At 67.9% G+C, this 21,737-nt stretch carries 21 protein-coding genes; 8 read left to right on the plus strand and 13 right to left on the minus strand.

The annotated features are described in order from the left end of the window. Positions 1-51: 51 nt before the first annotated feature. Positions 52-789 (minus strand): hypothetical protein, encoded by a 738-nt coding sequence (locus tag ACFPMG_RS30115; RefSeq protein WP_376999142.1) that lies wholly within the window; start codon positions 787-789, stop codon positions 52-54. A gap of 231 nt (positions 790-1,020) precedes the next feature. On the opposite strand from ACFPMG_RS30115, the gene ACFPMG_RS30120 reads away from it, so the two are divergent. Next, positions 1,021-1,740 (plus strand): calcium-binding protein, encoded by a 720-nt coding sequence (locus ACFPMG_RS30120; protein ID WP_376999144.1) that lies wholly within the window; start codon positions 1,021-1,023, stop codon positions 1,738-1,740. A gap of 159 nt (positions 1,741-1,899) precedes the next feature. On the opposite strand, the gene ACFPMG_RS30125 is transcribed toward ACFPMG_RS30120, so the two are convergent. Beyond that, positions 1,900-3,234 carry a GH1 family beta-glucosidase gene (locus tag ACFPMG_RS30125; RefSeq protein WP_376999146.1) on the minus strand — a complete coding sequence of 445 codons (1,335 nt, stop codon included), beginning with the start codon at positions 3,232-3,234 and terminating at the stop codon, positions 1,900-1,902. A 198-nt stretch (positions 3,235-3,432) separates the two neighbouring features. On the opposite strand from ACFPMG_RS30125, the gene ACFPMG_RS30130 reads away from it, so the two are divergent. Next, entirely contained in the window at positions 3,433-4,728 is a 1,296-nt protein-coding gene (locus tag ACFPMG_RS30130) for a family 4 glycosyl hydrolase (RefSeq protein ID WP_376999148.1), read from the plus strand. A 22-nt stretch (positions 4,729-4,750) separates the two neighbouring features. Here ACFPMG_RS30130 and ACFPMG_RS30135 read toward each other — a convergent pair whose 3' ends face one another. After that, positions 4,751-5,257, minus strand: a complete 507-nt coding sequence (locus ACFPMG_RS30135) for a DUF2934 domain-containing protein (RefSeq protein ID WP_376999150.1) — start codon at positions 5,255-5,257, stop codon at positions 4,751-4,753. Between the two features lie 381 nt (positions 5,258-5,638). Between ACFPMG_RS30135 and ACFPMG_RS30140 the strand changes: the two genes are divergently transcribed. From ACFPMG_RS30140 to ACFPMG_RS30160, 5 genes are all read left to right on the plus strand, one after another. Then, the gene (locus ACFPMG_RS30140) at positions 5,639-5,986 is read left to right on the plus strand and encodes a hypothetical protein (RefSeq protein ID WP_145627850.1); all 348 of its coding nucleotides are present in this window, start codon (positions 5,639-5,641) and stop codon (positions 5,984-5,986) included. A gap of 235 nt (positions 5,987-6,221) precedes the next feature. Further along, positions 6,222-7,373, plus strand: a complete 1,152-nt coding sequence (gene argE / locus ACFPMG_RS30145; protein ID WP_376999152.1) for an acetylornithine deacetylase — start codon at positions 6,222-6,224, stop codon at positions 7,371-7,373. 240 nt (positions 7,374-7,613) lie between these two features. Beyond that, complete coding sequence (locus ACFPMG_RS30150) at positions 7,614-8,255, plus strand: chemotaxis protein CheC (RefSeq protein ID WP_014242550.1); 642 nt, start codon at positions 7,614-7,616, stop codon at positions 8,253-8,255. After that, positions 8,200-10,089 carry a sensor histidine kinase gene (locus ACFPMG_RS30155; protein ID WP_376999154.1) on the plus strand — a complete coding sequence of 630 codons (1,890 nt, stop codon included), beginning with the start codon at positions 8,200-8,202 and terminating at the stop codon, positions 10,087-10,089. The genes ACFPMG_RS30150 and ACFPMG_RS30155 overlap by 56 nt, the downstream gene beginning before the upstream one ends. Further along, positions 10,086-10,484: a response regulator gene (locus ACFPMG_RS30160; protein WP_376999156.1), complete on the plus strand. Its 399-nt coding sequence runs from the start codon at positions 10,086-10,088 to the stop codon at positions 10,482-10,484. Before ACFPMG_RS30155 ends, ACFPMG_RS30160 begins: the two co-directional genes overlap by 4 nt. Positions 10,485-10,671: 187 nt before the next feature. On the opposite strand, the gene ACFPMG_RS30165 is transcribed toward ACFPMG_RS30160, so the two are convergent. The 10 genes from ACFPMG_RS30165 to ACFPMG_RS30210 form a co-directional block, all read right to left on the minus strand. Next, complete coding sequence (locus ACFPMG_RS30165) at positions 10,672-10,911, minus strand: hypothetical protein (protein ID WP_376999158.1); 240 nt, start codon at positions 10,909-10,911, stop codon at positions 10,672-10,674. Beyond that, the gene (locus ACFPMG_RS30170; protein ID WP_376999160.1) at positions 10,911-13,109 is read right to left on the minus strand and encodes a chemotaxis protein CheA; all 2,199 of its coding nucleotides are present in this window, start codon (positions 13,107-13,109) and stop codon (positions 10,911-10,913) included. The genes ACFPMG_RS30165 and ACFPMG_RS30170 overlap by 1 nt, the downstream gene beginning before the upstream one ends. Beyond that, positions 13,106-13,507 (minus strand): response regulator, encoded by a 402-nt coding sequence (locus ACFPMG_RS30175; RefSeq protein WP_376999162.1) that lies wholly within the window; start codon positions 13,505-13,507, stop codon positions 13,106-13,108. The genes ACFPMG_RS30170 and ACFPMG_RS30175 overlap by 4 nt, the downstream gene beginning before the upstream one ends. A gap of 12 nt (positions 13,508-13,519) precedes the next feature. Beyond that, a complete protein-coding gene (locus ACFPMG_RS30180; protein ID WP_376999164.1) occupies positions 13,520-14,395 on the minus strand; it encodes a CheR family methyltransferase in 876 nt (291 codons plus the stop codon). Then, positions 14,396-15,013, minus strand: a complete 618-nt coding sequence (locus tag ACFPMG_RS30185; RefSeq protein WP_376999166.1) for a HEAT repeat domain-containing protein — start codon at positions 15,011-15,013, stop codon at positions 14,396-14,398. Between the two features lie 47 nt (positions 15,014-15,060). Beyond that, the gene (cheB, locus tag ACFPMG_RS30190; RefSeq protein ID WP_376999168.1) at positions 15,061-16,161 is read right to left on the minus strand and encodes a chemotaxis-specific protein-glutamate methyltransferase CheB; all 1,101 of its coding nucleotides are present in this window, start codon (positions 16,159-16,161) and stop codon (positions 15,061-15,063) included. 18 nt (positions 16,162-16,179) lie between these two features. After that, positions 16,180-17,730 (minus strand): chemotaxis protein CheW, encoded by a 1,551-nt coding sequence (locus tag ACFPMG_RS30195; protein WP_376999170.1) that lies wholly within the window; start codon positions 17,728-17,730, stop codon positions 16,180-16,182. A 22-nt stretch (positions 17,731-17,752) separates the two neighbouring features. Then, entirely contained in the window at positions 17,753-19,729 is a 1,977-nt protein-coding gene (locus ACFPMG_RS30200; protein WP_376999172.1) for a methyl-accepting chemotaxis protein, read from the minus strand. A 90-nt stretch (positions 19,730-19,819) separates the two neighbouring features. Beyond that, positions 19,820-20,458 (minus strand): chemotaxis protein CheC, encoded by a 639-nt coding sequence (locus ACFPMG_RS30205; protein ID WP_376999174.1) that lies wholly within the window; start codon positions 20,456-20,458, stop codon positions 19,820-19,822. Positions 20,459-20,485: 27 nt separating this feature from the next. Next, on the minus strand, positions 20,486-20,908 hold the full coding sequence (locus ACFPMG_RS30210) for a response regulator transcription factor (protein WP_376999176.1): 423 nt from the start codon (positions 20,906-20,908) through the stop codon (positions 20,486-20,488). A gap of 184 nt (positions 20,909-21,092) precedes the next feature. Between ACFPMG_RS30210 and ACFPMG_RS30215 the strand changes: the two genes are divergently transcribed. Continuing rightward, complete coding sequence (locus ACFPMG_RS30215) at positions 21,093-21,719, plus strand: MarC family protein (protein WP_247889784.1); 627 nt, start codon at positions 21,093-21,095, stop codon at positions 21,717-21,719. Positions 21,720-21,737 lie beyond the last annotated feature (18 nt).

Below are 21,737 nucleotides of genomic sequence, written 5' to 3' on the forward strand. Positions count from 1 at the left end.
TCCTGCCAATAAGCGGTTTGTAAAAAGCACATTATATGCGGAGCGCGCAAATTATTTTCCCAATTTCATCTCAGATGTCCCTTCCTCCGTTAAATACTTCTGTGAAAAATCCTTGGCGAGTGTTGACACCACCTTGTTAAAGGTCCCGGATTGGAAACCCAGATCTGAAAACTTCTGTCCTGCCGCTTGCTCTTTGGACGTTGCGAAGAAGCGCTCATCGCCTCCCTTGAGCGTGTAGGCTTTCATCGGCATTCCGATACCGGCCAACTGGTCCCAGGAATCCTGCATATCCTTCATCTCTGCGCTCAGCTTACTCAGCGCAGCCAAGCGGTCTTGGGGGCTCATTCCAGGCCGATCCATGGCTGCATACCGGCTCTCCAGAGTTGATTCCATGCGATCCGAGATGGTCTTCATGCTCTGCTGACGCGCCGCTCCTTCGGCAGTGCCTCCTGCATCTGCGTCTTCCTTTGCGGACTGCCAGAACGCCTTCTTGCGCTCCGATTTCAGTGCGGACGACAGCGCGTCGTTGAGTTCGTCCGCCGACAGCGCCCCGCTGGATACGAGCTTGCCCAGCGACGTCCGATCATCCGCTGACAGGTTCTTGAACAGGTCGAGCGCATCACCCTTGAGCGCCGAAGCCAGATTGCTGAGATCGACCTTGTCGGTCTTGGAGGAGGCGGCCGGTGCCGTCCCGTCCGTGGCGCCGGCCTTTGCAGCGGCGGGCTTCGCCTGGACGGAGGCCGCGGCGGTGGCGTGGAACAAGGATGCCGAAACGTCGGAAATTCCCATGACTTCCCCCGATGCTCATAAAGCAATAAGTCAAAGCCCGCATCTGACATGGTGATTGCATACAGTAATATGCAAATCCACCTCGTCGCTCCCGATCGATGATTGTTGAAAATACCTAAAGAAAAGTTAATTCAAAAAGCTTAAGGGGCTAATGATTAGCGATATAATGGTTAGATAAATAACTATTCAATACGAAGTGCGGCAATATTTAGCAATTCAGGTTCGTTGACCGTGATCTTTCATGAATATATCAATAATGATGCGATCTTTGACGCATACAATCATACTCGAATGGAGCTCCAAATGGGATTTTACGCACTTACGTCTGGCCAGTACAACTGGGCTCCCTCCAACCCCTATGAGACTTGGTCCATATACGGAAACAATCTGAACAACCAGATTGTTGGGGGCAGTCTCAATGACTACATCAGCGGAGGAGACGGCAACGACTCACTGGATGGCGGCGCTGGCGACGATATGATCAGTGGCGATGCTGGTTCTGACTTGATCTATGGCGGGTCCGGCTCCGACAATTTGCTCGGCGGCACAGGAGACGACACGCTCTATGGGCAGGACGGCAATGATACGTTAAACGGTGGCGCTTCAGGCTTCCGTGATATTCTTGCCGGTGGAAATGGGAACGACACCTATACCCACTATTACAACGACGGCGGTCTTTCCTGGATTGTCGATGGAAGCGGAACGTCCGACCACCTCGTCATTAACGACGTATCGAGCTTCAGCAATCTCACATTCACGCGGTTCACGGACTCCTCTGGAAATCTGAACGACTGGCTTGGTATCTTCACCACCGCGGACACCAGCGGCTCCAATGGGATCTACATCCAAGGGTTCTTCAATGGTTCGACGTATGGCCATGGAGCTGGTGAGGTAGAATACATAACGGTGGGATCGACGACCTACAGCCTCTGGGGCTACCTTGGACTCTGATGGTAAAGTCAAGACCTCCGCTGCAATACCAGAATCAGAAATTGTGCCACCGCGAAATTTCTGAAGAATGATCGTGGATTGCTTCCCGCGAATATCTCTGATTTTCTTCAAACAGGCCGGATTCCATTACGGAGTTTCCGGCCTGTCCCTTCTGATCTTTCAAACGTCGTCCAGACGGCCACTCCTCGCCACTTCGCTCAGGAAACGGTAGCTGTCCTTGGGCGTGCGGACCAGCGTGTCATAGTCGACGCGAACGATGCCGAACCGCTTCGACAGGCCGAAGGCCCATTCGAAATTGTCCAGCAGACTCCAGCACAGATAGCCCTTCACGTTGCAGCCATCGGCCAGGGCGCGGCCGACCGACGCCACATGGTCGCGCAGGAAGGCCACGCGCTCCGCGTCGTGAACCTGCCCGTCCGGCGTCACCACGTCGTCATAGGCCGCACCATTCTCCGCGACGAAAACGGCGGGGTTGCCGTAGTCGCGCCTGAACTCCATCAGCAGGTCGTAGAGCCCATCGGGCTGAACCGGCCAGGCCATGGCGGTCCAGCGGTCGCAATGGGCGTCGCCCCACCACACGTCGAACGGATGCCCCGTCTCGTGCTTCATGGTCATGCGCGAGTAATAGTTGATGCCCAGCAGGTCGATGGGGAAGCGAATCGCCTCCTCGTCTCCGGGCAGCACGAAGTCCTTCATCCGCTCGGCCATCAGCTCCGGAATCCTGCCGCGCATCACGCCGTCCAGGGCCACCCGGTTCCACACCGCGTCCCAGCGGGCCGCCGCCGCGACGTCCTCCGGCCGGTCGCTCTCGGCCCGGCAGGGCTGGAGGTTGATGACAGTGCCGAGCGTCAGGCCGGAATGCTCCGCCGATATGGCGCGGAGCGCCGCCCCTTGCGCCAGATTCTGGTGGTGCAGCGCGCGCAGGATGCCCGTCTCGCCCAGCTTGTGACCGGGCGCGTGCTCGCCCGTGCCGTAGCCGTGGGTGGCGACCACGTTCGGCTCGTTCAGCATCATCCAGTCCTTCACCCGGTCGGCAAGCCGGGCGGCGACGATGCGGGCGTAGTCGGCGAAGGGACCGACGACCTCCCGGCCCTGCCAGCCCCCGCGGTCTTCCAGCGGCTGCGGCAGGTCCCAATGGTACAGGCAGGCCATCGGCCGGATGCCGGCGGCCAGCAACCCGTCCACCAGCCGGTCGTAAAAGTCGAGCCCCGCCGCGTTCACCGCCCCCGCCCCGCTCGGCAGGATGCGCGGCCAGGCGATGGAGAAGCGGTAGGCGTTGAATCCTGCGCCCTTCAGCAGGGCGATGTCCTCCGCCCAGCGGCGGTAATGGTCACAGGCGACGGCGGCACTGCTGCCATCCTGGATGCGCCCGGCGTCGGTGAAGGTGTCCCACACGCAGGGGCCGCGCCCGTCCTCGTGAATCGCCCCCTCGATCTGATAGGCCGCGGTGGACGCCCCCCACAGGAAGTCCTTGGGGAAAGTGATGAGTGCCATGACGGGGACTCCCTTGAAGTGTTTATGTTGCAGACGCACTGTTGCGAGCGCGAAGGTCATGTTGCGCGAGCGAAGAGGCGGCCACACTTATTCTGACCATCAGGTATAGTCTCTTCGTCTTAACAAGTGTATGCTTCAGCCATAGCGGCTGGCCTGAAAAATCAGCACAGCAGCATTCCCGCCGGCGGGAGGCATTCCATGGCTGTTACCATTCCCAAAACCACCAAGATCGTCTTCCTGGGCGCCGGCAGCGCCGCCTTCGGGCTGAGCATGTACCGCGACCTCTTCACCACGACGGAGCTTGCGGGCAGCACACTGACGCTTGTGGACACGAATCCGGCGGCGCTCGACCGCATGACGGCGCTCGCCCGCCTGCTGAACGCCAAGGGCGACGCCGGCCTGATCATTGAGCAGACCACCGACCGCCGCGCCGCCCTGAACGGCGCCGAATTCGTCGTCAATTCCGTCGCCATCGACCGCAACCGCCTGTGGAAGCTCGATTTCGAGGTGCCGAAGAAGCACGGCATCCGCCACACGCTCGGCGAGAACGGCGGCCCGGGCGGCCTGTTCTTCACGCTGCGCACCCTGCCCCTGATCTTCGACTTTGCCCGCGACATCGAGGAGCTGTGCCCGGACGCCCAGTTCATCAATCTGTCGAATCCGGAAAGCCGCGTCGTTCTGGGTCTTGGCAAATACACGAAGGTCAAGACGCTGGGGCTTTGCCACGGCATCTTCCTGGCGCGCTGGTTCATCTGCCAGATCCTTGGCATGGCCGAGAAGGACGTGGAGGTCTGGGGGGCCGGGCTGAACCACTTCCAATGGCTGATGCACATCCGGGACAAGGCGAGCGGACGCGACCTTTACCCGCTGCTGCGCGCGAAGGAGAAGACCCACGATCCGGCCTTCACGCCGCTGACCCGTCGCCTGTTCAACAGCTTCGGTCTGTGGCCGACCTGCAGCGACGACCATATGGGCGAATATCTGCCCTACGGCTGGGAGGGCGGGGAACACGGTTTCGATTTCGCGGAGGACGAGCGCGGGCGCGGCATCCTCAACGCGCTGATGGACGGAGCCATCGCCGGGACGACCGCGGTGCCCGACGACTGGACGAAGCCGTCCTGGGGCGAGCGGGCGGTGCAGGTCATCGCCGGGGTGCTGCACAACCAGAAGCGCTTCATTGAGTCGGGGATCGTCTACAACCAGGGCGCCATCCCCAACCTGCCGCCCGATCTGGCGGTGGAGGTGCCGCTGCTGGCCGACGCGGCGGGCGTTCACCCGGTCTCGCTCGGCCCCCTGCCCGACCCGATCGCCAAGCTGCTGCACGTTCAGGCGAGCGTGCAGCAGCTTGCCGTCGAGGCGGCGGTCCACGCCTCGAAGGAACTGGCGCTCCAGGCCCTGCTGATCGACCCGGTGGTGAATTCCACCGACGCCGCCGTGAAGATCCTGGACGAGTTGTGGGAGGCGAACCGGCCCTACATCCGTCCCTGTGTGTAGGAACGCGCAGGGCCGGTGCGGGTCAATGGGCCGGTTCGGTGTCCGACGCGGCCGGCTTGCGACGGCCGCGCGGAGCGACCGGCTTTACCGCTTCAACCTTCGTTGTTTCCGCCTTCACGGCCTTGGCGCGGGGCGGCTTCGCCGCCTTCGGGGCCATCGGAGCCGCGACCGGGGTTTCGGCTGAGGACTCGTTTGCGGCGGCCGGCTCGGCCTTGGTCTTGCGGGCGCGCGGCTTCTTGGGCGCGACGGCCTCCTCGACCACATCGACCACGGCGTTCAGGCCGACGCCCAGCAGTTCGGTCGCCGCCGTCTTGGTCCGGCGGACCGCCTTCTTCACGACGCCCGCGGCGGCGTCCTTGACGGCCGCGACCATGGCGACCGGTTCCGCCGTGGCGGCCGTCCGGTCCTCGGCTTCGATCTCGGCGCAGGCCTGCGCCCAATGCTCTTCCCCCCGTCCCTCCGGTCGCCCGGCGCGCTCCCAGATCTCATAGGCGCGGTGGCGGATGCGGTCCTCACGATCGCCTTGCATTCTTCCGTCTCCAAGTGGGCTTTGGTCCAAGTGGGCTTGGCCGCAGAAACATCGACGCTCGAGGAAAACGGCGTCCTGCGCCCGTGGGTTCCCGTTTTAGTGCCCGGTTTATGTGACGATAAACGTACACAAAGAAAGCGTGCCTTAGTTCATAGGAAATTCATAGGCCCATTGCTTGTCCGGCCTCGACACACAGCGGACGGTGATAGACCATGGGTTGGTACCGCCCCGACGGCGCCAGCGTCGGTACGGCTTGCGGTCCGCATAGAACCCTTCGCCGGGTTGAAGCGGGGCGGCCGGCCCAATTAACTTCGGGTGAAACGTCTTGGCAGGGGGCCGTTTGCGGCCCAGAGCCGTCACGGAAGGCAAAGAGTTCAGCGCATGTCCCTTGATCCCTTGCTTCAAGCCAACCGTATCCTGACCGAAGCCATCAGCAATTACCTCCAATCCTCGAACGAGCTTGCCGCGGCGGCGGAACGGGCGACGGCGGCCAGCGCCGGACGCGACGCGACCACCCGGCGGCTGGCCTTTCAGGAATTGTCGGAGCGCGGGAACCAGGCGCGCTTCGCCAGGAAGCACCTGACCGACACGGTACGTCGCTTGCGGGCCACCCTGCCGCCGGCCCAGATCGAAGCGGTGGCGGCGAAGCTCGACGGGCGCGAGAGCGCCGAGAGCGCGCTGACGCTGGTGCGTACGATTCTGACCGAGAAGGTCTGGTCGGCGGCCTGACCGTCCCTGGACGTTTCTCCCGGACGGCTTGGTCCGAGCGATTGTGCTGTACGACCGGTTGAACGGCGCTCCGCCTGCGGGAGAGCCGTTCGACCGGTGTTTGCCATTGGCCGTTATGCCTGCGTAACCCGGACGACTCATTTGACATCGTAGGGTGCAGGGCCCAGTGTCTGACTGCTAAAGATTATCACAAGCGCTGGGTCGGCGCCGCCGTCCCGCAGAATGGATTGTAAGGGTGCAAGACGTCTCCAAGGCGATGATCGCCCGTCTGGTCGGTTTCGACACGGTTTCGCGCCGCTCCAACATGGCGTTGATCGACTGGGTTCGGGATTATCTCGCCGGATACGGCGTGGAGAGCCGGCTGGTGCCCAGCCCGGACGGCGCCAAGGCGAACCTGTTCGCCACCATCGGCCCGATGACCGAAGGCGGCGTGGTGCTGTCGGCCCACACCGACGTCGTCCCGGTGGACGGGCAGCCCTGGGACACCGATCCCTTCACCCTGGTCGAGCGCGACGGACGCCTCTACGGGCGCGGCACCGCCGACATGAAGAGCTTTCCCGCGGTGGCGCTGGCCCTGCTGCCGGACATCCTGGAGGCCGGGCTGAAGCGGCCGCTGCATCTCGCGCTGTCCTACGACGAGGAGGTCGGCTGCATCGGCGCCCCGGCCATGATCGCCCGAATCGCCGGTGAACTCCCGCGCCCCAGCGCCGTCATCGTCGGCGAGCCGACGTCGATGGGGGTCGTGCTGGCGCACAAGGGCTGCTACGTGCTGCGCACCTCCGTCACCGGGCACGAGGTCCATTCGTCCCAGATCGACCGCGGGGTCAGCGCGGTGATGACTGCGGCGCGGCTCGTCACCCTCGTCGGCGACATGGCGGCGGAGAACGCCGCCGCCGCGGACCCCGCCTGCGGCTTCGACCCGCCTTTCACCACGCTGCAGGTCGGCACCATCGAAGGCGGCACGGCGGCCAACATCACCGCCCGCCACTGTTCCTTCGTCTGGGACATCCGCCCGCTGCCCGGCGACGACTGGACGCGCTACCGCGACCGGTTCGAGGCGGAATGCGCGCGGCTGCGCGCCGCCATGCGCCGGATCAGCCCGGACTGCGACATCCGCACCGAGCAGCTCGCCGGCGTGCCGGGGCTGGCGCCGGAGCCGGACGGCCCGGCGGCCCAGCTCTGCCACGCCCTCACCGGGCGCAACGACACCGGCATGGTCTCCTTCGCGGCCGAGGCCGGACAGTTCCAGGAGGCCGGCCTGTCCACCGTGCTCTGCGGACCGGGCTCCATCGATCAGGCGCATCAACCCAACGAGTACATCGACATCGCCCAGGTCACGGCCTGCGAGGGGTTCCTCCGGGATCTCGTCCGCCGGCTGGCGGCCTGACCGGCAGCGGGATGCGGCGGAGCGTCACGCCGGATCACAATACAGGCGGCCTTTCTATTCGGGCTGCGATCAATGGAAGGAACCAATTGTTGGATCGGCGGCGCCTTTTTGCTGAATTGCCTAGAGCACTCCCAATTTGGCCTATGCCGTCGACAGGGGAGACTTTGACGGCGTTCCTGTCGCACTGTGCCCGGGGGCGCCGGTGCCAAGGCGCGTCCATGGAAACGGGAGCGCCGGTGCATGGTTGATCTGAGCGACCTCGAGCGCGACGCGCTGACCGAGCTGGTGAACATGGGCGTCGGCCGTGCCGCGACCAACCTCAGCCGTATGGTCGCCGATCAGGTCCTGTTGTCCGTTCCTTCCATCGAGATCGTCAGCCGCAACGACGCCGCCGGCCTTCTGGCGGCGCGCGAGAAAATGAGCCTCGTCGCGGTCGAGCAGCGTTTCGACGGGTCCTTTTCCGGCCGCGCCCTGTTGATCTTCCCCGAGACCAACAGCCTGGAGTTGGCCCGCGCCGTCCTTGGCAGCGAGCTGAGCCTGGAGGAGATCGTCGATCTGGAGCAGGACGCGCTTGCGGAGATCGGCAACATCATCCTCAATGGCTGTCTGGTCGTGATGGCCAACACGTTGAAGGACAATCTGGACATCTCGCTGCCCAGCGTGTTGCGCGGCGACAGCGACCGCATTTTCCAAAGCAACGGGCCCAACCCCGACGAGCTGGTGATGTTCCTCTACATCGACTTCCTGATCCGCAGCCGGAGCATCCGCGGCTACATCGCGTTGCTCATGGGTCTGTCGTCTCTGGAGTCGCTGAAGGGACTGATCCATGGCTTCATCGACCGCATCGCCTCCGGAACGCCCGATGGAACCGACCGAGTTTAAGCGTATGCCCTGGCTGGACGGCCTTCTCGACGCGATGGACGCCGGCATCGTCGTGCTGGACCGCCACGGCCGCGTCCAATTCTGGAACCGCTGGATGGAAAGGGCGTCGGGTAGCTCCGAACCCGACATCCACGGGCGGGAACTGGTGGAAGCCCTGCCCTCCCTGCGCGACACGCGGCTGCACAACGCGGTGCGCGACGTGCTGGAAACCGGGGCGCCCAGCGTCCTGTCCCACACGCTGAACCCGGTGCTGTTCCCGCTGCGCTGCCCCGACGGGCGGCGGATGGTCCACAACGTGCTGATCCGTCCCTTCACCGTCGCCAACGCCTCCTACTGCCTGATCCAGGTGACCGACGTCACCGCCGTGGTCAACCGGGAGCGGGTTCTGCGCGAGCAGCGCGACGCGCGCTACCGCGCCATCGTCGACACCGCCCCCGACGCCATCGTCACCACCGACACGCGCGGCGTGGTGCAATGGGCCAACGGGGCCGCGGCCCTGCAGTTCGGCTTTCAGTCCAACGAACTGATCGGCCAGCATGTCAGCCTCTTCCTCGCCGAAGGCTCCCCCGACTGGTCCGGGCTGCTGGAGCGCGACCCGACCGGGCGCCCCGCCCCGGTCGAGCTGATCGGGCGCAAGCGCGACGGCACCCGCATCGACCTGGAGGTTTCGCTCGCCCGCTGGGAGTCGGAGGGGCGGAGCTTCATCACCGGCGTCCTGCGCGACATCACCGAGCGCCGCCGCACCCGTGAGGAGCTGAAGGCCAACGCGCTCGCCATGCGCCAGCTCGCCGAGCAGACCAAGGCCACGCTCGACGCGCTGCCGGCGCACATCGCCGTCCTCGACCATGGCGGGCACATCATCTCGGTCAACAAGGCCTGGGCGCAAAACGGGCCGCAGGCCGGTTTCCTAGGCGACGGGTCGGCCATCGGCGACGATTATCTGGAGGCCTGCGCCGCCACCCGCAGCGGGGCGGAGCATGCCGACGCGCTGATCGAGGGGCTGCGTGGTCTTCTGCGCGGCGGAGCGCCGGTGTCCATAGAGTATCCGGGCCTGTCCGACGCCGGGCCGCGCTGGTACCGGTGCCTCGCCGCGCCGATGGCCGCCGGTCCTTTCGGCGGGGCGGTGCTGATGCACATCGACGTCACTGAGATCAAGTCGATGGAAGCGGCGCTGCGCAAGCTGGTGGGACAGAAATCCACGCTGCTGCGCGAGGTGAACCACCGGGTGAAGAACAGCCTTCAGCTCGTGTCGAGCCTGCTGACGCTTCAGACCATGAGCCTGCCGGGGGCCGCCGAGCGTGTTCACTTCCAGGACGCCCGCAGCCGCATCGACGCCATCGCGCGGGTGCACAGCCGGCTGTACCAGACCGAGCAGTTCCAGACCATCGAGTTCGGCAGCTACCTGAACGAGTTGTGCGCCGACCTGTCCCGCGCGTCAGGCGGCGACACGTTGGGCTCCATCGAGGTGCGGGCCGAGCGGATCGACCTGCCCATCGATCAGGCGGCGCCCCTGGGGCTGATCGCCAACGAGCTGATCACCAACGCCATCAAGCATCGCGGTCCCTCGCCCGCCGACGTCCTGGTGTCGCTCAACCGGACCGATGACCTGCTGGCGCTGACCGTGACCGACCAGGGGCCCGGCCTGCCCGCCGGGTTCGACATGCGCCGGTCGCGCAGCCTCGGCATGCGCTTGATCACCAGCCTGACCGGTCAGGTCGGGGCGACGGTCACGCTGATGCCGGTGGAACGGGGCACCTCCTTCCGCATCGCGCTGACCATGCCGGAAATACGCGGCCCCATCCTGGAAGACAGCGCGGCGGAGTGGAACGGATGAAGATCCTTCTCGTCGAGGACGAGGTCCTCATCGCCATGGAGCAGAGCTTCTACCTGGAAGCCGCCGGGCACGAGGTGCATGGGCCGGCCTCGACCAGCGAAAAGGCGCTGGTCCTGGCGCAGGAGGTCAAGCCGGATCTGGCGCTGGTGGACATCCATCTCGCCCAGGGCTCCAGCGGCATCGACGCCGCCCGCCGGATGACCGCGCTGGGCATCCCCTGCCTGTTCGTCACCTCCTACCGCGAGGAGGTGGAGCCGACGCGCGAGTACGGGGTGGGTTGCCTGCCCAAGCCCTTCTCGCAGACCTCGCTGGTCTCCGCGGTCGAAGTGGTCAGCGCTATCCTGGCCGGGCGGACGCCCACCAAGGTTCCCGACACGATGGAGCTGTTTTCCTAAAGCGAATTTTCATTCGCTTTAGATTCATACGGCCTCATCTGTCGGCCGGGCTTCAGCCGCACTTGCGGCCGGGACCGCAGTCGCGGTCCAAAGCGGATTGAAATCCGCTTTAAGCCCCCTCCGCCACCGGCGCGGGAGCCGACCGCGGCTCGCGCCGGTTCTCCTGGAGGCGAAAGCGGTTCACGCGCTATCGCTTGCCCAACACCGGCATCACCCAGTCCTTCAGGAAGGCGTCTTCCGGCGGCACCGCGACCGGCTTTCCTTTTGCCAGCAGCACCTGAAGCAAGGCGGTGTGCAGGGCGGTGCAGCCGCCGAGGTCCAGCCGGGGCTCATCCACGGCACACAGCCACTCGGCCAGCGGAATCGCCTCCTCCACCGTGCAGGCGCCCTTGAAACAGGCGGTGCGGTCCTCGAGACGGATGGGCATCACAGCAGCTCCCGCAGGTTGAGGGCGAGCAGAAGCCGCCCGTCGCCGAGCACCGCCGTGCCGGCATAGCCGCGCAGCCGGGCGAGCAGCCCGGTCATCGGCTTCAGAACCACCTCGGCGCGCTCCCGGAAGGCGTCCACGACCAGCGCCATGGGCTGCCCGCCGAGGTCCACCAGAAGCACCGCCTCCCCGCTGCGCTCGCGCTCGTCCTCCGGCAGGTTGAGCAGGCGGCGCAGCCGCAGAAGCGGCACCACCGCGTCCTGTACGACGACGCTCTCCGCGTGCTTCATCCGGTGGATCGCGCCGTGGGGAACGCGCTGCATGCCGGTGACCAGCGTGACCGGAAAGCCATAGAGCGCGCCGGCCGTCTCCACGGTCACCAGCCGCGTGACCATCATCGTCAGCGGCAGGACGAGGCGGAAGCGCGTTCCGGCGCCGGGGGTCGAGGCGACCTCCACCCGTCCGCCTGCCTGCTCCACCGCGCCGCGCACGGCGTCCATCCCTACCCCACGGCCCGACAGGTCCGACACCGTCGCCGATGTGCTGAGCCCCGGCAGGAAGATCAGGCGCAGGGACTCGGCCTCCGACAGGGCCGCCGCCTGCTCCGCGGTCAGGGCGCCCGTCGCCACCGCCTTGCGGCGCACGGCCGCCGCGTCGATGCCCGCCCCGTCGTCGGAGACCTCGACCACCACGCCACCACTGTCCTGGAAGGCCTGGACGCGGATCGCCGCGATCTCCGGCTTTCCGGCGGCGCGGCGCTGTTCGGGAGGCTCGATGCCATGGTCCAGTCCGTTGCGGACGAGGTGCAGCAGCGGTTCGCCCAGGATGTCGAGGATGTCCTTGTCCGCCTCCGTCTCGCCACCGGAGAGGTGAAGCTCGACCGACTTGCCGAGCCGCCGCGCGGTGTCGCGGACCAGCCGGGGCAGCGGGTCGAAGACGCGCGACACCGGCAACAGCCGCAGCCGCAACACCGCGTCCTGCAGGTCACCGACGATGGAGTCGATGCGGCCATGGGCTTCCTTGATGCCCTGGACCAGCGCGTCGGCGCTCCGCCCCTCCTGCGCCTCGCGGGCAAGGTAGGGCAGGCTTCCCTTGGCAACGACCAGTTCGCCGACCAGCGCCATCAGCCGGTCCATGCGTTCCGCGTCCACCCGCAACGCCCGCCGCGCCGGAGTTGCCGGAGCGGCGGGCGCCGCCGGCGATACCGCGGCCGGGCCGTCCGCCAGGGCCTCGAGACAGCGGATGAGCGCGTCCATGGAGCCTTCGGCCGCGCGGTCCAGCGCCGTCCCCTCCGCACCCCGCCCCTCGGCGGCGAGGATGTTGCGCGTCGCCCGCAGCACCGCCGCCCGGCGGGCCGCCGTCTCGTCGTCGCTGCCGGGCAGGCCGAGGATGCGCGCCTGCTCCCGCAGCATGGCCATGGCAAGACTTGCCGGCGCGACGACGGGCGCCGGCTCGGGCCGGGCCGGAATCACGACCGTGGCGAGCGCCACCTGATCGGGAACGCCCCGGAAGAGGCGCATCAGCTCGTCCTTCGGCGCGCCGCTCAGGGCGCGGAAGCGCAGGGCGCAGCGGTAGGGGTCGAGGTCCGTCAGCGGCGGCCACGGCCCGGCGGACCCGATGCGCAGCAGCAGCAGATCGGGAATGCGTCGGCACAGATCCAACGGATCGTCCCCGGCGAAGAAGCAATCCTCCGCGGGGTCGTAGGCGATGGCGGTGACCGTGCGCCCGGCGGCCTTGGCCCGGTCGGCCTCCGGCAACTCGTCCACCCAGGCGAAGCCGGCGGGCGTGCCGCTGCTGTCCGCGGCCTCCGCCGGCCCGCCGAGGGCGGCGCGCAGCCCCGCCTCCTGCGCCTGCGCGCGGTCATCGGCACCGTCGGGAAGGGACTGGCCGTGCTCCAGCCCATCGACCCACGCCGCGCCGGTATCCAGCAGTTCCAGAAGCCGGTCGGCCAGTTCGCCGCTCATGGCGGCGCGTCCGTCGCGCACCGCCATCAGCGCGTCCTCGCCGGCATGGACCATGCGGGTGAAGGGAGCCATATCGAACAGCGCGGTGGCGCCCTTCAGCGTGTGCAGCGCGCGGAACAGGTCGTTGACCGCGGCCTTGTCGGTCGGATCGCGCTCCAGCCGCAGCAGGGCGGCGCCCGCCGCCTCCAGCAACTCCCGCGATTCCAGGACGAATTGCTCGAACAGCGCGCTCATGACCGCCCCTCGCGCCCCGTCAGCAGGCGGGCCGCGGCGGTGAGGTCGGCGGGGCGCACCGGCTTCACGAAATACCAGTTGGCCCCGGCGAGCAGCGCCTTCTCGCGGTCGCTGTCCTTGGATTCGGTGCTGATCATGATCGCCGGCACGTCCCGCAAGGTTTGTTCCTGCCGCAGGCGGCGCAGCATGGTGTAGCCGTCCATCTTCTGCATGTTGATGTCGACGATCAGCAGGTCCGGCGTGGATGCCAGCGCATGCTCCAGCCCATCGATCCCGTTCACCGCCTCGTCGACCAGGAAGCCGTCGGTCTCCAGAACCTGCCGGGTGTAGGCCCGGACGGTCACGGCGTCGTCCACCACGAGGACGCGGGGGTGCTGCGGATTGGGTCGGTCGGTCACCGGGCGGCCTCCTTAACTCTGGGGCTTCTGATAGAGGATGGCGTCGGGGAACCGGCGCGGCACGAAGAGAGACGACATCCGGCTCATGCTTTCAGAATGGCCGAGGCAGATGAAGCCGCAGGGCGACAGCGCGTCGTAGAACATCGACGCCGCCTCGCGCCGCCCCAGATCATCGAAGTAGATCAGCAGATTGCGGCAGAAGATGACGTCGATGCCACGGAAATTCGCCATCTGCTGCGGATCGGCGATGTTCACCAGCGAGAAGTCGATGGAATCCCGCAACTCCTCCATGATCTGCCAGTTCTGGTCGTCCAGCCGGGTGAAGTATTTGGCGACGAGATCGCGCGGCATCGCCTGGAGCGACCGTTCCTGATAGATGCCCTCCCGCGCGCGGGCCAGCACATGGCTGTCGATGTCGGAGGCGTAGAGTTCGATCTCGAAATCGTCCACCCGGCTCCACCGCTCCAGCAGCGTGATGGCGATGGAATAGGGCTCCTCGCCGGTGGCGCAGCCGGCCGACCAGATGCGCACCCGGCTACCCGGCTCACGCCCGCGCACCACCTCGTCCAGCGCGGCGTTCACAAGGCAGTCGAGCTGATACATCTCGCGGAAGAAATAGGTCTCGTTCACCGTCATGCGGTTGACGAGAAGCTGCAACTCCTCCCCGGACGCTTGGTAGCGCAGCAGATTCAGGTATTGGCGGACATGCTCCACGCCGACCGCTGCCATCCGCTCCGACACGCGGCGGTCGACGAAGTAGCGTTTGGCCTCGGTGAAGGACAGGCCGGTGCGTTCCCGCAAGAACCGGCAGAAGGCGTCATAGTCCGCGGCGCTCAGTCCGGCGGTGTCCCCCTTGTCCGAAGGCCCCTTATCCGAAGGCAGGCTCATTCAGGCTCCGGAAAACAGGCGGCGCGCCGCATCGACCGAAAAGGCCACGAAGGGATCATCCGGGAAACGCGCGCCGAGTCGCTCCACGACCGGCAGGGCCGCGGGATCGCCGCTTTCCATCAGCGCCTCCACCGCGGAGAGGCAGACGTTGACGTGCGGGTCGCGGTCGATCACCCCGGCCAGCAGGCCCAGCCGGTCCGGATGGGGCAGCTTCCCGACGAGCTGGGCCGCGAAGATGCGCAGGTCCGAATCCGTGGCTCTCAGCAGCGGAGCGACCTCCGGCATCACCACGGCGGCGGGCATCTGCTGGAGGCTCTCGATCACGCCATTGCGCAGCCCGACGTCCTCGCTCGCCAAATGGGGAGTCAGCGCCGCCGCGGCTTCCGCAGTGCCGGTGCGGACCAGAGCGGTGAGGAGGGTTTCGCGGACGCTCAGGTCCTCCTCGCGCAACAGCCTCGCGGACAGGGCGGGAACGGCGTCGGGGCGCTCGCCGAGCGTGTGGGCGGCCTGCCGCCGCCGGGCCGGGTCGCCATCCTCCAGCCAGGCCAGCGGGTCACCGCCCTCCGTGGCGCCCGCCGGCTTCGCTCCGTCGATCTTCCGGGCCTTCACCAGGGCCATGCCGCCTCCACCACGCCTGTCGCGTTCATGTCATCACCCACCAGCCATCATTCGGCGGCCATCACCCACCGCGTCACCTGCTGGGCCACCCGGTCGGACGGCAGCACCATGTCGGCGCCGCCGCGGCGGATCAGCTCCTGCGGCATGCCGAACACGACGGCGCTGGACTCGGCCTCCGCGATGGTGCGCCCACCCTGGCGGCGCAGTTCCGCCATCGAAACCGCCCCATCCGACCCCATGCCCGTCAGGAGAACGCCGATCAGCCGCGACGGAGCCACGGCGCGCAGGGCGCTCTCGACCAGCCGATCCACGTTGGGGTGCCAACTCCGCCGCTCGTCCGCCGGGACGGGCTGGGCGCAGAGCCGCCCGCCGCGCCGGACGATCTGAAGGTCGGCGCCGCCGCGCGCGATGCACGCCATCCCCGGCTGGAGCGCGGTGGCCGTCGCGGCCTCCACCACTGTCACGGCGGAGATGGTGTCGAGGCGGCGGGCCAGCGGCCCGGTGAAGCTGGCGGGCATGTGCTGGACCACCACCACTGGCCAGGGAAAATCCGCCGGCAGAAGCGGCAGGATGTCCTCCAGCGTGCGCGGCCCGCCGGTGGACACGCCGATCAGCACCAGCCCCTCACCCGGCCTGTCGCCGTCCTCGTCGCCGTCGGCCACGGTCCGCGGCTTGGACAGGGGAGCGTCCGCCAGGAAGTCCTCCCCGACGATGCGCTCGCGCGCCCGGCGCAGCCGTTCCCGCAGCCCCAGCACCCGACGCGGGCGCGACCCGGCGGCGGCACGCACGGTGTCCACCAAGTCCTCGGCGATGCCGGCGATGGCGCCGACCCCCGACGGCTTGCGCACCGCCTCCACCGCCCCCAGCCGCAGGGCCTCCAGCGTCACCTCCGCCCCGTCGGCGGTCAGGGCCGAGACCATCACCACCGGTTTGGGATGCTCGACCATGATGCGCTTGAGGCAGGCGAGGCCGTCCATGCCGGGCATCGTGACGTCCAGGGTCACCACATCCGGATCGAAGGCGGGCAGCCGCTCCAGCGCCTCCGCCCCGTCGGCGGCGGTCTCCACCTCGAAACCGGCGGACGAGAGGATGTCGCCGATGCGCCGCCGCATCAGCGCGGAATCATCGACGACCAGGACCTTCAGCATGACGGGCCCACCTTCCGATCAGACGGTGGCCAGAAGGTCGGCGAGCTGGTCCATGTCCAGCAATTCCGCCGGGTCCATCAGCAGGATCATCCGCCGCTCCCCGGCGTTCTCCAACGCGCCGATGCGGCGGATGAGCCGGTGCTGCGCCTGCGACACGACGGGGGCCGGCCCGATGGCGCCGTCCGGAAGCCGGACGATCCCGGCCATGCCGTCCACCAGCAGCCCGGCGCGGGCCGCCCCGGCGGCGATCACCACCACGCGGCCCCGCTCCTCCGCGCTCCCACGCCCCTCCGGCAGGCGCAGCAGGCGGCGCAGCGCAACCAGCGGCAGGACGGCGCCGCGCAGGGTCGTCACGCCGCTGACGAAGTCAGGCGCGTTGGGCAGCGGGGTCACGGCATCGGGCTGGCGCAGCACCTCCTGGACCGCCGCGACCGGCAGACCGTATTCCGCCCCGGCCAGCCGGAACACCACGAAGGCCTCCGCCCGCTCCGCCCCCGCATCCGTCGCCACAGCCACCTCTCTTTCGCGCCCCCGGGCATCACCGCCCACCCCGGCGCCATTGCCCGCACCATGACGGAACAGCCGTTCCGCCGACAGGACCGGGATCAGCCGCGCGCCACCGTCCAGCCGCGCGATGCCGTCCATATCCTCGAACTCCGCCTCCCGCGCCATCAGCGGCGGCACCGGATCGATGCGTTCGCGGGGAACGCGCAGGATTTCCCGCACATCCTCCACCGCCACACCGACCAGCCCCTCCGCCGTACGCAGGACGGCCACCTTGCCACGGCCCACGTCCTTCGCAGCGTCGAGCCCGAACAGCTCCCGCAGCCCGACCAGGGGAAGCAGCGCGTCGCGCAGCGTCATCATGCCCAGAAGATGGGGGCGGGCTCGGGGGACACGGGTTACCGTCTCGGGAACCGGAACGACCTCCCGCACCGCCGCCACCGGCAGCGCGAACTCCTGGTCCGCAACGGTGAGGACGACGAGTTGTTCCTCGTCCTGGCTCATCACGGCAACGGTCTTCGGCTGGGGCGCCGCGCTGAAATCGGCGCTGCCCGCCGGCCCCCGCCCAAGGTCGGCGAACTGGCGCTCGATCAGCGGGCCGGGGTCGAGGATCAGGGCACCGTCCCCCGCGGCCCCGTCCCCGGCCAGGATGGCGCCGGCCAGAAGATCGGCGTCGATGGAGGGATCGGGCGCCGCCCCGGAATCGGCGATGCGGTCCTCGTCCACGGCGGACAGGCCCGACACGCGGTCCACCAGCAGGCCGACCGGCTGGCCGTTGTGACGGAGGATCAGCAGCCGCGCCGCTTTCGTCTCCCCATCATCGGTTCCACCCTCCCCGGCCCCGGCTCCAGCAAGGCCCAGGACCCGGCGCAGCCCTATGACCGGCAGCACGGCGCCACGCCGCCGGGCCAGCCCTTCCAGGCTGGGCGGCCCCAACGGGATCGGCACCAGGGCGGGCGGGCGCAGGATTTCCAGCACGCTGTCCAGCGGCAGGGCCAGTTCCATGCCGCCGACCGTGAAGAGGACGAAGGAACGCACGCCGTCGCGGCGGATGATCGCGGCCATCGGTCGTCTCCCCGCCGGCCGGTCAGCCGGCCCCTTGCAGTTCTTCGGCCATGGCGGCGATCTCCTCGATGGCGGCGGCCAGTTCCTCGGCTCCCTTGGCCTGCTCCCGCGCGGCCTTGGCCGCCTCGTTGGCGGAGCGGTTGGCTTGGTTGGCCGCGGTGGCGACCTGCTCGACGCCCTTCTGCGCCTCCGCCACGGCGCGCTGCACCTCACCGGCATTTTCGACGATCTCGCGGCTGCCGGAGGTCACGGTGCGCAGATCGGCGATGGCGGCGGCGAGGCTGCCGGCGAACTCCTGGTGGCGCAGGGACTGGCGCGCCGTCTCGCTCCCGATGTCCTCGATGTCGCGGCGGACGCGCCCGATCTGGTCCTGGATGGCGTGAACGATGTCCTTCACCCGCTCGACATTCTCCGAGCTGTCGCGGGCGAGGTTGCGGATGTCGTTGCTGACGACGGTGAAGCCGCGCCCGAACTCCCCGGCCCGCGCCGCCTCGATGGAGCCGCTGACCGCCAGCATGCCGGTCTGGATGGCGATGATCGAGATGGCGTCGACCACCTTGTCGATGCGCCGGCCGATCTGCTCCATGGCGCCGATCCGCTCCACCGTGCGGCGGCTGGCGGCCACCGCCTCACCCACCCCGGCGGTCAGGGAGCCCACCATGTCCTGCGTCTCGGACAGCAGCGCCTCCAGTCCGACGCAGCGCTGAAGCGCCTCCTCGGCGCGGCTGTGACCGAGCTTGGCGCTGGCCTCGATCTCCGCGATGGCGCTGCTCGACTGGTGGGTCGCCGCCCCCTGGGCCTGGGCGCCGCGGGAAATCTGGGTGATCGCCGCCATGATCTGGGCGGCGGCGCGGTTGATCTCCTCGATGGCGGCGGAGAGCTGCTCGGCGGCGGAGGCGAGATCACTGGCGGCGCGGTGGACGTCGGTGGTGCCGGTCAGCTCGTCGGCCAGATCGGACAACTGGCCGGCGGCCTGCTCGCTCTGGGCCAGCGCCTTGGCCTGCTCGCCGACCGTCTTCAGGGCCTCCTCGCTCGCCGCCGCCTGCTCCTCCGCGGCGGAGGCCACGCTCTCGGCGCCGCGCTGCGCTTCCCGCCCGGCGGAATCGGCCTCCAGCGCGGCCTTGATCGTCTCCTGGGCGCCGCGGGCGATGTCCCCCATGCCGTCGCGCACCCGGTCGAGCTGGCCGGCGATCTGGCGGCCCCGCTCCACCTCCGCCTTGGACGCGTCCGCGCCGGCCACGATGCTCTCGGCGATGGCGCCCACCGCCTTCTGGATCTCCGCGACCATGCGGTTGATCTCGTTGGCGGAGCGTTCGGAACGCTCGGCCAGGGCCTGGACCTCGTCGGCCACCACGGCGAAGCCGCGCCCGGCGTCGCCCGCGCGCGCGGCCTCGATGGCGGCGTTCAGCGCCAGGAGGTTGGTCTGGTCGGCCATGACCGCCACCCCCTCCACGATGGTGCCGATCTCCGCTGCCTGCCGCTCCAGATCGCGGACCAGGGCGACGGCGGCCTCCTGCCGCGTGGCGGCACGGACCAGCCCATCGACGGAGGTGAGGATCTGACCGCTGACATCCTTCATCAGCCCTTGCAGCGCCTCGATGCGGGACAGCGAGGACTCGGCGTTGCCGCGCGCCCGCCCGATCAGGCTGGCGCTGCGGTCGATCATCCGCTGCGACTGTTGGGTGGCGCTGGCCGCCTCTTCCGCCCCGGCGGCCACCTGCTCCATCGCCTTGCGCAATTCCTCGGCGGCGGCAGCGGCCTGGGTCACCCCGCTGGCAAGTTCGTTCGCGGCGGCGGCGATGCCCTCCGCCGCCTTGCGCCGCCGGTTCCCGGCGCGGGCACGCCGCCGCACCTCAGCCGCGCGGCGGGTCGAGAGGGCGTTGTCGGGCTGCTGGCCGGTAAGTGCGGCGTCATTGGGAAGCGCCACCGTGTCCTCGCCGGTGTCCGCATTGCGGGCGGCGTTCGCCGTGTCGATCCGCTTCTTCTTGACCAAAGCCATGGTTCAAAACCCCTTGCCCCGCGAGCCCGTGTTTCTCTGTCGGTGGCTCTTGTTGATTGGCTTGCGTTGATTGCCGACGGTTGCCCGCCCTCAGGCCAGCACCCGGCCGATGTAGCGCCCGATCGCGGCCTTCAGCTCCACCGCGGACCCGGCGTCGAGCGCCAGAACGACGGTCCCCTCGACATCGTGGGGCGGTGCGCGAAAGGTGACGTGGAACAGGATGGCCTGCGCCTCCGCCGTCAGGGCGACGCCGCAGCGTTCCAGAAGGTCGTCCCCCACGCCGCGCAAGACCTGCGGCAGGGTGGTGCCGACCGCGACGCCCAGCAGGTTCCCCATGGAGGAAAGGCAGCTGTTCAGCACGATGTTGCCGACCTCGGCCAGCGCCTCCTCCACCAGTTCCGCCGCGTCCTCCTTGGGGACGCCGGGTGGCAGGGCGGCGGCGGCCAGCGGCAGGCCGCTCCGTTCCGGCATCAGCAGGATGGCCGAACCAAGAAAGGCGCCGGACAGGCACTCGGTCACCGCGATCAGTTCCCCCGGCATCGCCGACCGAAGCAGGCCGCACACCCGATCGCCAGGGACGAGGCTGACCATCGGCACGGAGATTTCCACCGGCCCGCCGATCATCCGGCTGAACGCCGTGGACGCCCGGCCGACGCCGATGTTCCCCAGCTCCGTCAGCGCGTCGCGTTCCAGATCGTCCAGCTCAAGAACCATGGGGATCGGGTCCATCGGCGGGCGCCGGCCGGACCGCGCCGATCAACCGGCGCCCCCGCCGGTTCCGTTGTTGCCGGCACCATCGTTGGATGACGGGCGGCGCGGCAGGCTGGCGGCGGTCAGGAAGCGGGCCATCTGCTCCTCCTCCAGCGGCTTGGGCATGAAGGCGGCGCCCAGCGCGCGGATGCCGGACACCACCGAATCCTGGGCGTTGGCCGTGATGATGGCGACGCGGATGTCCGGCTTCGCCTGCAGCAGGCGGGCGGCGGCTTCCAGACCGTTGTCGCCCGGCATGTTGAAGTCGATTATGGCGATATGGATATCACTTTCGTCGAGTTTTCCATAAAGCTCAGCGCTGTTCGCCGCCTCGATGACCGTCCAATCCGGCTTGTTCCGAAGTATTATGCCGCGGACATGCATACGGGACAGCTTGCTGTCGTCCACGACGATTACGGTCTTGCTCAACGCCTGTGCTCCGGGAGGAGAGAAAATTTGAATTGTGAAACGATTATAACCGTCGGCACGCTGCGCGCCAGCATGGATTGCGGTCCGCAATCAGCGTTTTTCGACGCGCCTCCCCTTGGCCGCCCGTGGTGGCTTTGCTAACAGAAGGTGGGCCAACAGGGTCACGCCGTCCGGGGTTCCGTCCGTGGAAGATTTCATCAGCGCGCTCGTGGTGTTTCTCGTCGTGGTCGATCCGATCGGGCTGGTTCCGATCTATCTCGGCCTGACCCGCGGCTTCGACAGCCGGCGCAAGCGCACCATCGCCCTGCGCGGTCCGCTGATCAGCTTCGCCATCATCGTCTTCTTCGCCTATCTGGGCGAGTTGGTTCTGAACGCCCTGTCCATCGGCATGCCGGCCTTCCGCATCGCCGGCGGCGCGCTGCTGTTCTGGATCGCCTTCGAAATGCTGTTCCAGCGCCGGGCCGAGCGCAAGGAGCGCACCGCCGACGACGCCCGGACGGAGGAGGAGGCCCACGACCTCGCCGTCTTCCCGCTGGCGATCCCATTGATCGCCGGGCCGGGCGCCATCACTTCGACGCTGCTGCTGATGGACCGCTACGGCGCGACGCTGGGCGGCCAGGGCATGGTGCTGGGCGCCGCCGCGGTCGCCGTGGGCAGCGTCATGGCGCTTCTGGTCGTCGCCGATCTGGTGAACAAGCTGCTCGGTCGCACGGTGATCCACACGGTCAGCCGCGTTCTGGGCATCGTCCTGGCGGCGCTGGCCGCCCAGACGATCATCGAAGGCATCACCGCCGTCTACCCACCCCACTGATCTCCATAAAGGACGTCG

The sequence above is a fragment of the Azospirillum himalayense genome (assembly GCF_042657465.1).
Classification (GTDB): domain Bacteria; phylum Pseudomonadota; class Alphaproteobacteria; order Azospirillales; family Azospirillaceae; genus Azospirillum; species Azospirillum himalayense.

What these genes read in the sequence shown, in the direction of transcription:
- ACFPMG_RS30140 (WP_145627850.1), top strand. Translation starts at nt 5,639, where the DNA reads ATGTCCCTTGATCCCTTGCTTCAAGCCAACCGTATCCTGACCGAAGCC.
- ACFPMG_RS30200 (WP_376999172.1), bottom strand. Translation starts at nt 19,729, where the DNA reads ATGGCTTTGGTCAAGAAGAAGCGGATCGACACGGCGAACGCCGCCCGC.
- ACFPMG_RS30205 (WP_376999174.1), bottom strand. Translation starts at nt 20,458, where the DNA reads ATGGACCCGATCCCCATGGTTCTTGAGCTGGACGATCTGGAACGCGAC.
- ACFPMG_RS30180 (WP_376999164.1), bottom strand. Translation starts at nt 14,395, where the DNA reads ATGAGCCTGCCTTCGGATAAGGGGCCTTCGGACAAGGGGGACACCGCC.
- ACFPMG_RS30165 (WP_376999158.1), bottom strand. Translation starts at nt 10,911, where the DNA reads ATGCCCATCCGTCTCGAGGACCGCACCGCCTGTTTCAAGGGCGCCTGC.
- ACFPMG_RS30150 (WP_014242550.1), top strand. Translation starts at nt 7,614, where the DNA reads ATGGTTGATCTGAGCGACCTCGAGCGCGACGCGCTGACCGAGCTGGTG.
- ACFPMG_RS30135 (WP_376999150.1), bottom strand. Translation starts at nt 5,257, where the DNA reads ATGCAAGGCGATCGTGAGGACCGCATCCGCCACCGCGCCTATGAGATC.
- ACFPMG_RS30130 (WP_376999148.1), top strand. Translation starts at nt 3,433, where the DNA reads ATGGCTGTTACCATTCCCAAAACCACCAAGATCGTCTTCCTGGGCGCC.
- ACFPMG_RS30115 (WP_376999142.1), bottom strand. Translation starts at nt 789, where the DNA reads ATGGGAATTTCCGACGTTTCGGCATCCTTGTTCCACGCCACCGCCGCG.
- ACFPMG_RS30185 (WP_376999166.1), bottom strand. Translation starts at nt 15,013, where the DNA reads ATGGCCCTGGTGAAGGCCCGGAAGATCGACGGAGCGAAGCCGGCGGGC.
- ACFPMG_RS30155 (WP_376999154.1), top strand. Translation starts at nt 8,200, where the DNA reads ATGGCTTCATCGACCGCATCGCCTCCGGAACGCCCGATGGAACCGACC.
- ACFPMG_RS30160 (WP_376999156.1), top strand. Translation starts at nt 10,086, where the DNA reads ATGAAGATCCTTCTCGTCGAGGACGAGGTCCTCATCGCCATGGAGCAG.
- ACFPMG_RS30195 (WP_376999170.1), bottom strand. Translation starts at nt 17,730, where the DNA reads ATGGCCGCGATCATCCGCCGCGACGGCGTGCGTTCCTTCGTCCTCTTC.
- ACFPMG_RS30170 (WP_376999160.1), bottom strand. Translation starts at nt 13,109, where the DNA reads ATGAGCGCGCTGTTCGAGCAATTCGTCCTGGAATCGCGGGAGTTGCTG.
- cheB (WP_376999168.1), bottom strand. Translation starts at nt 16,161, where the DNA reads ATGCTGAAGGTCCTGGTCGTCGATGATTCCGCGCTGATGCGGCGGCGC.
- ACFPMG_RS30125 (WP_376999146.1), bottom strand. Translation starts at nt 3,234, where the DNA reads ATGGCACTCATCACTTTCCCCAAGGACTTCCTGTGGGGGGCGTCCACC.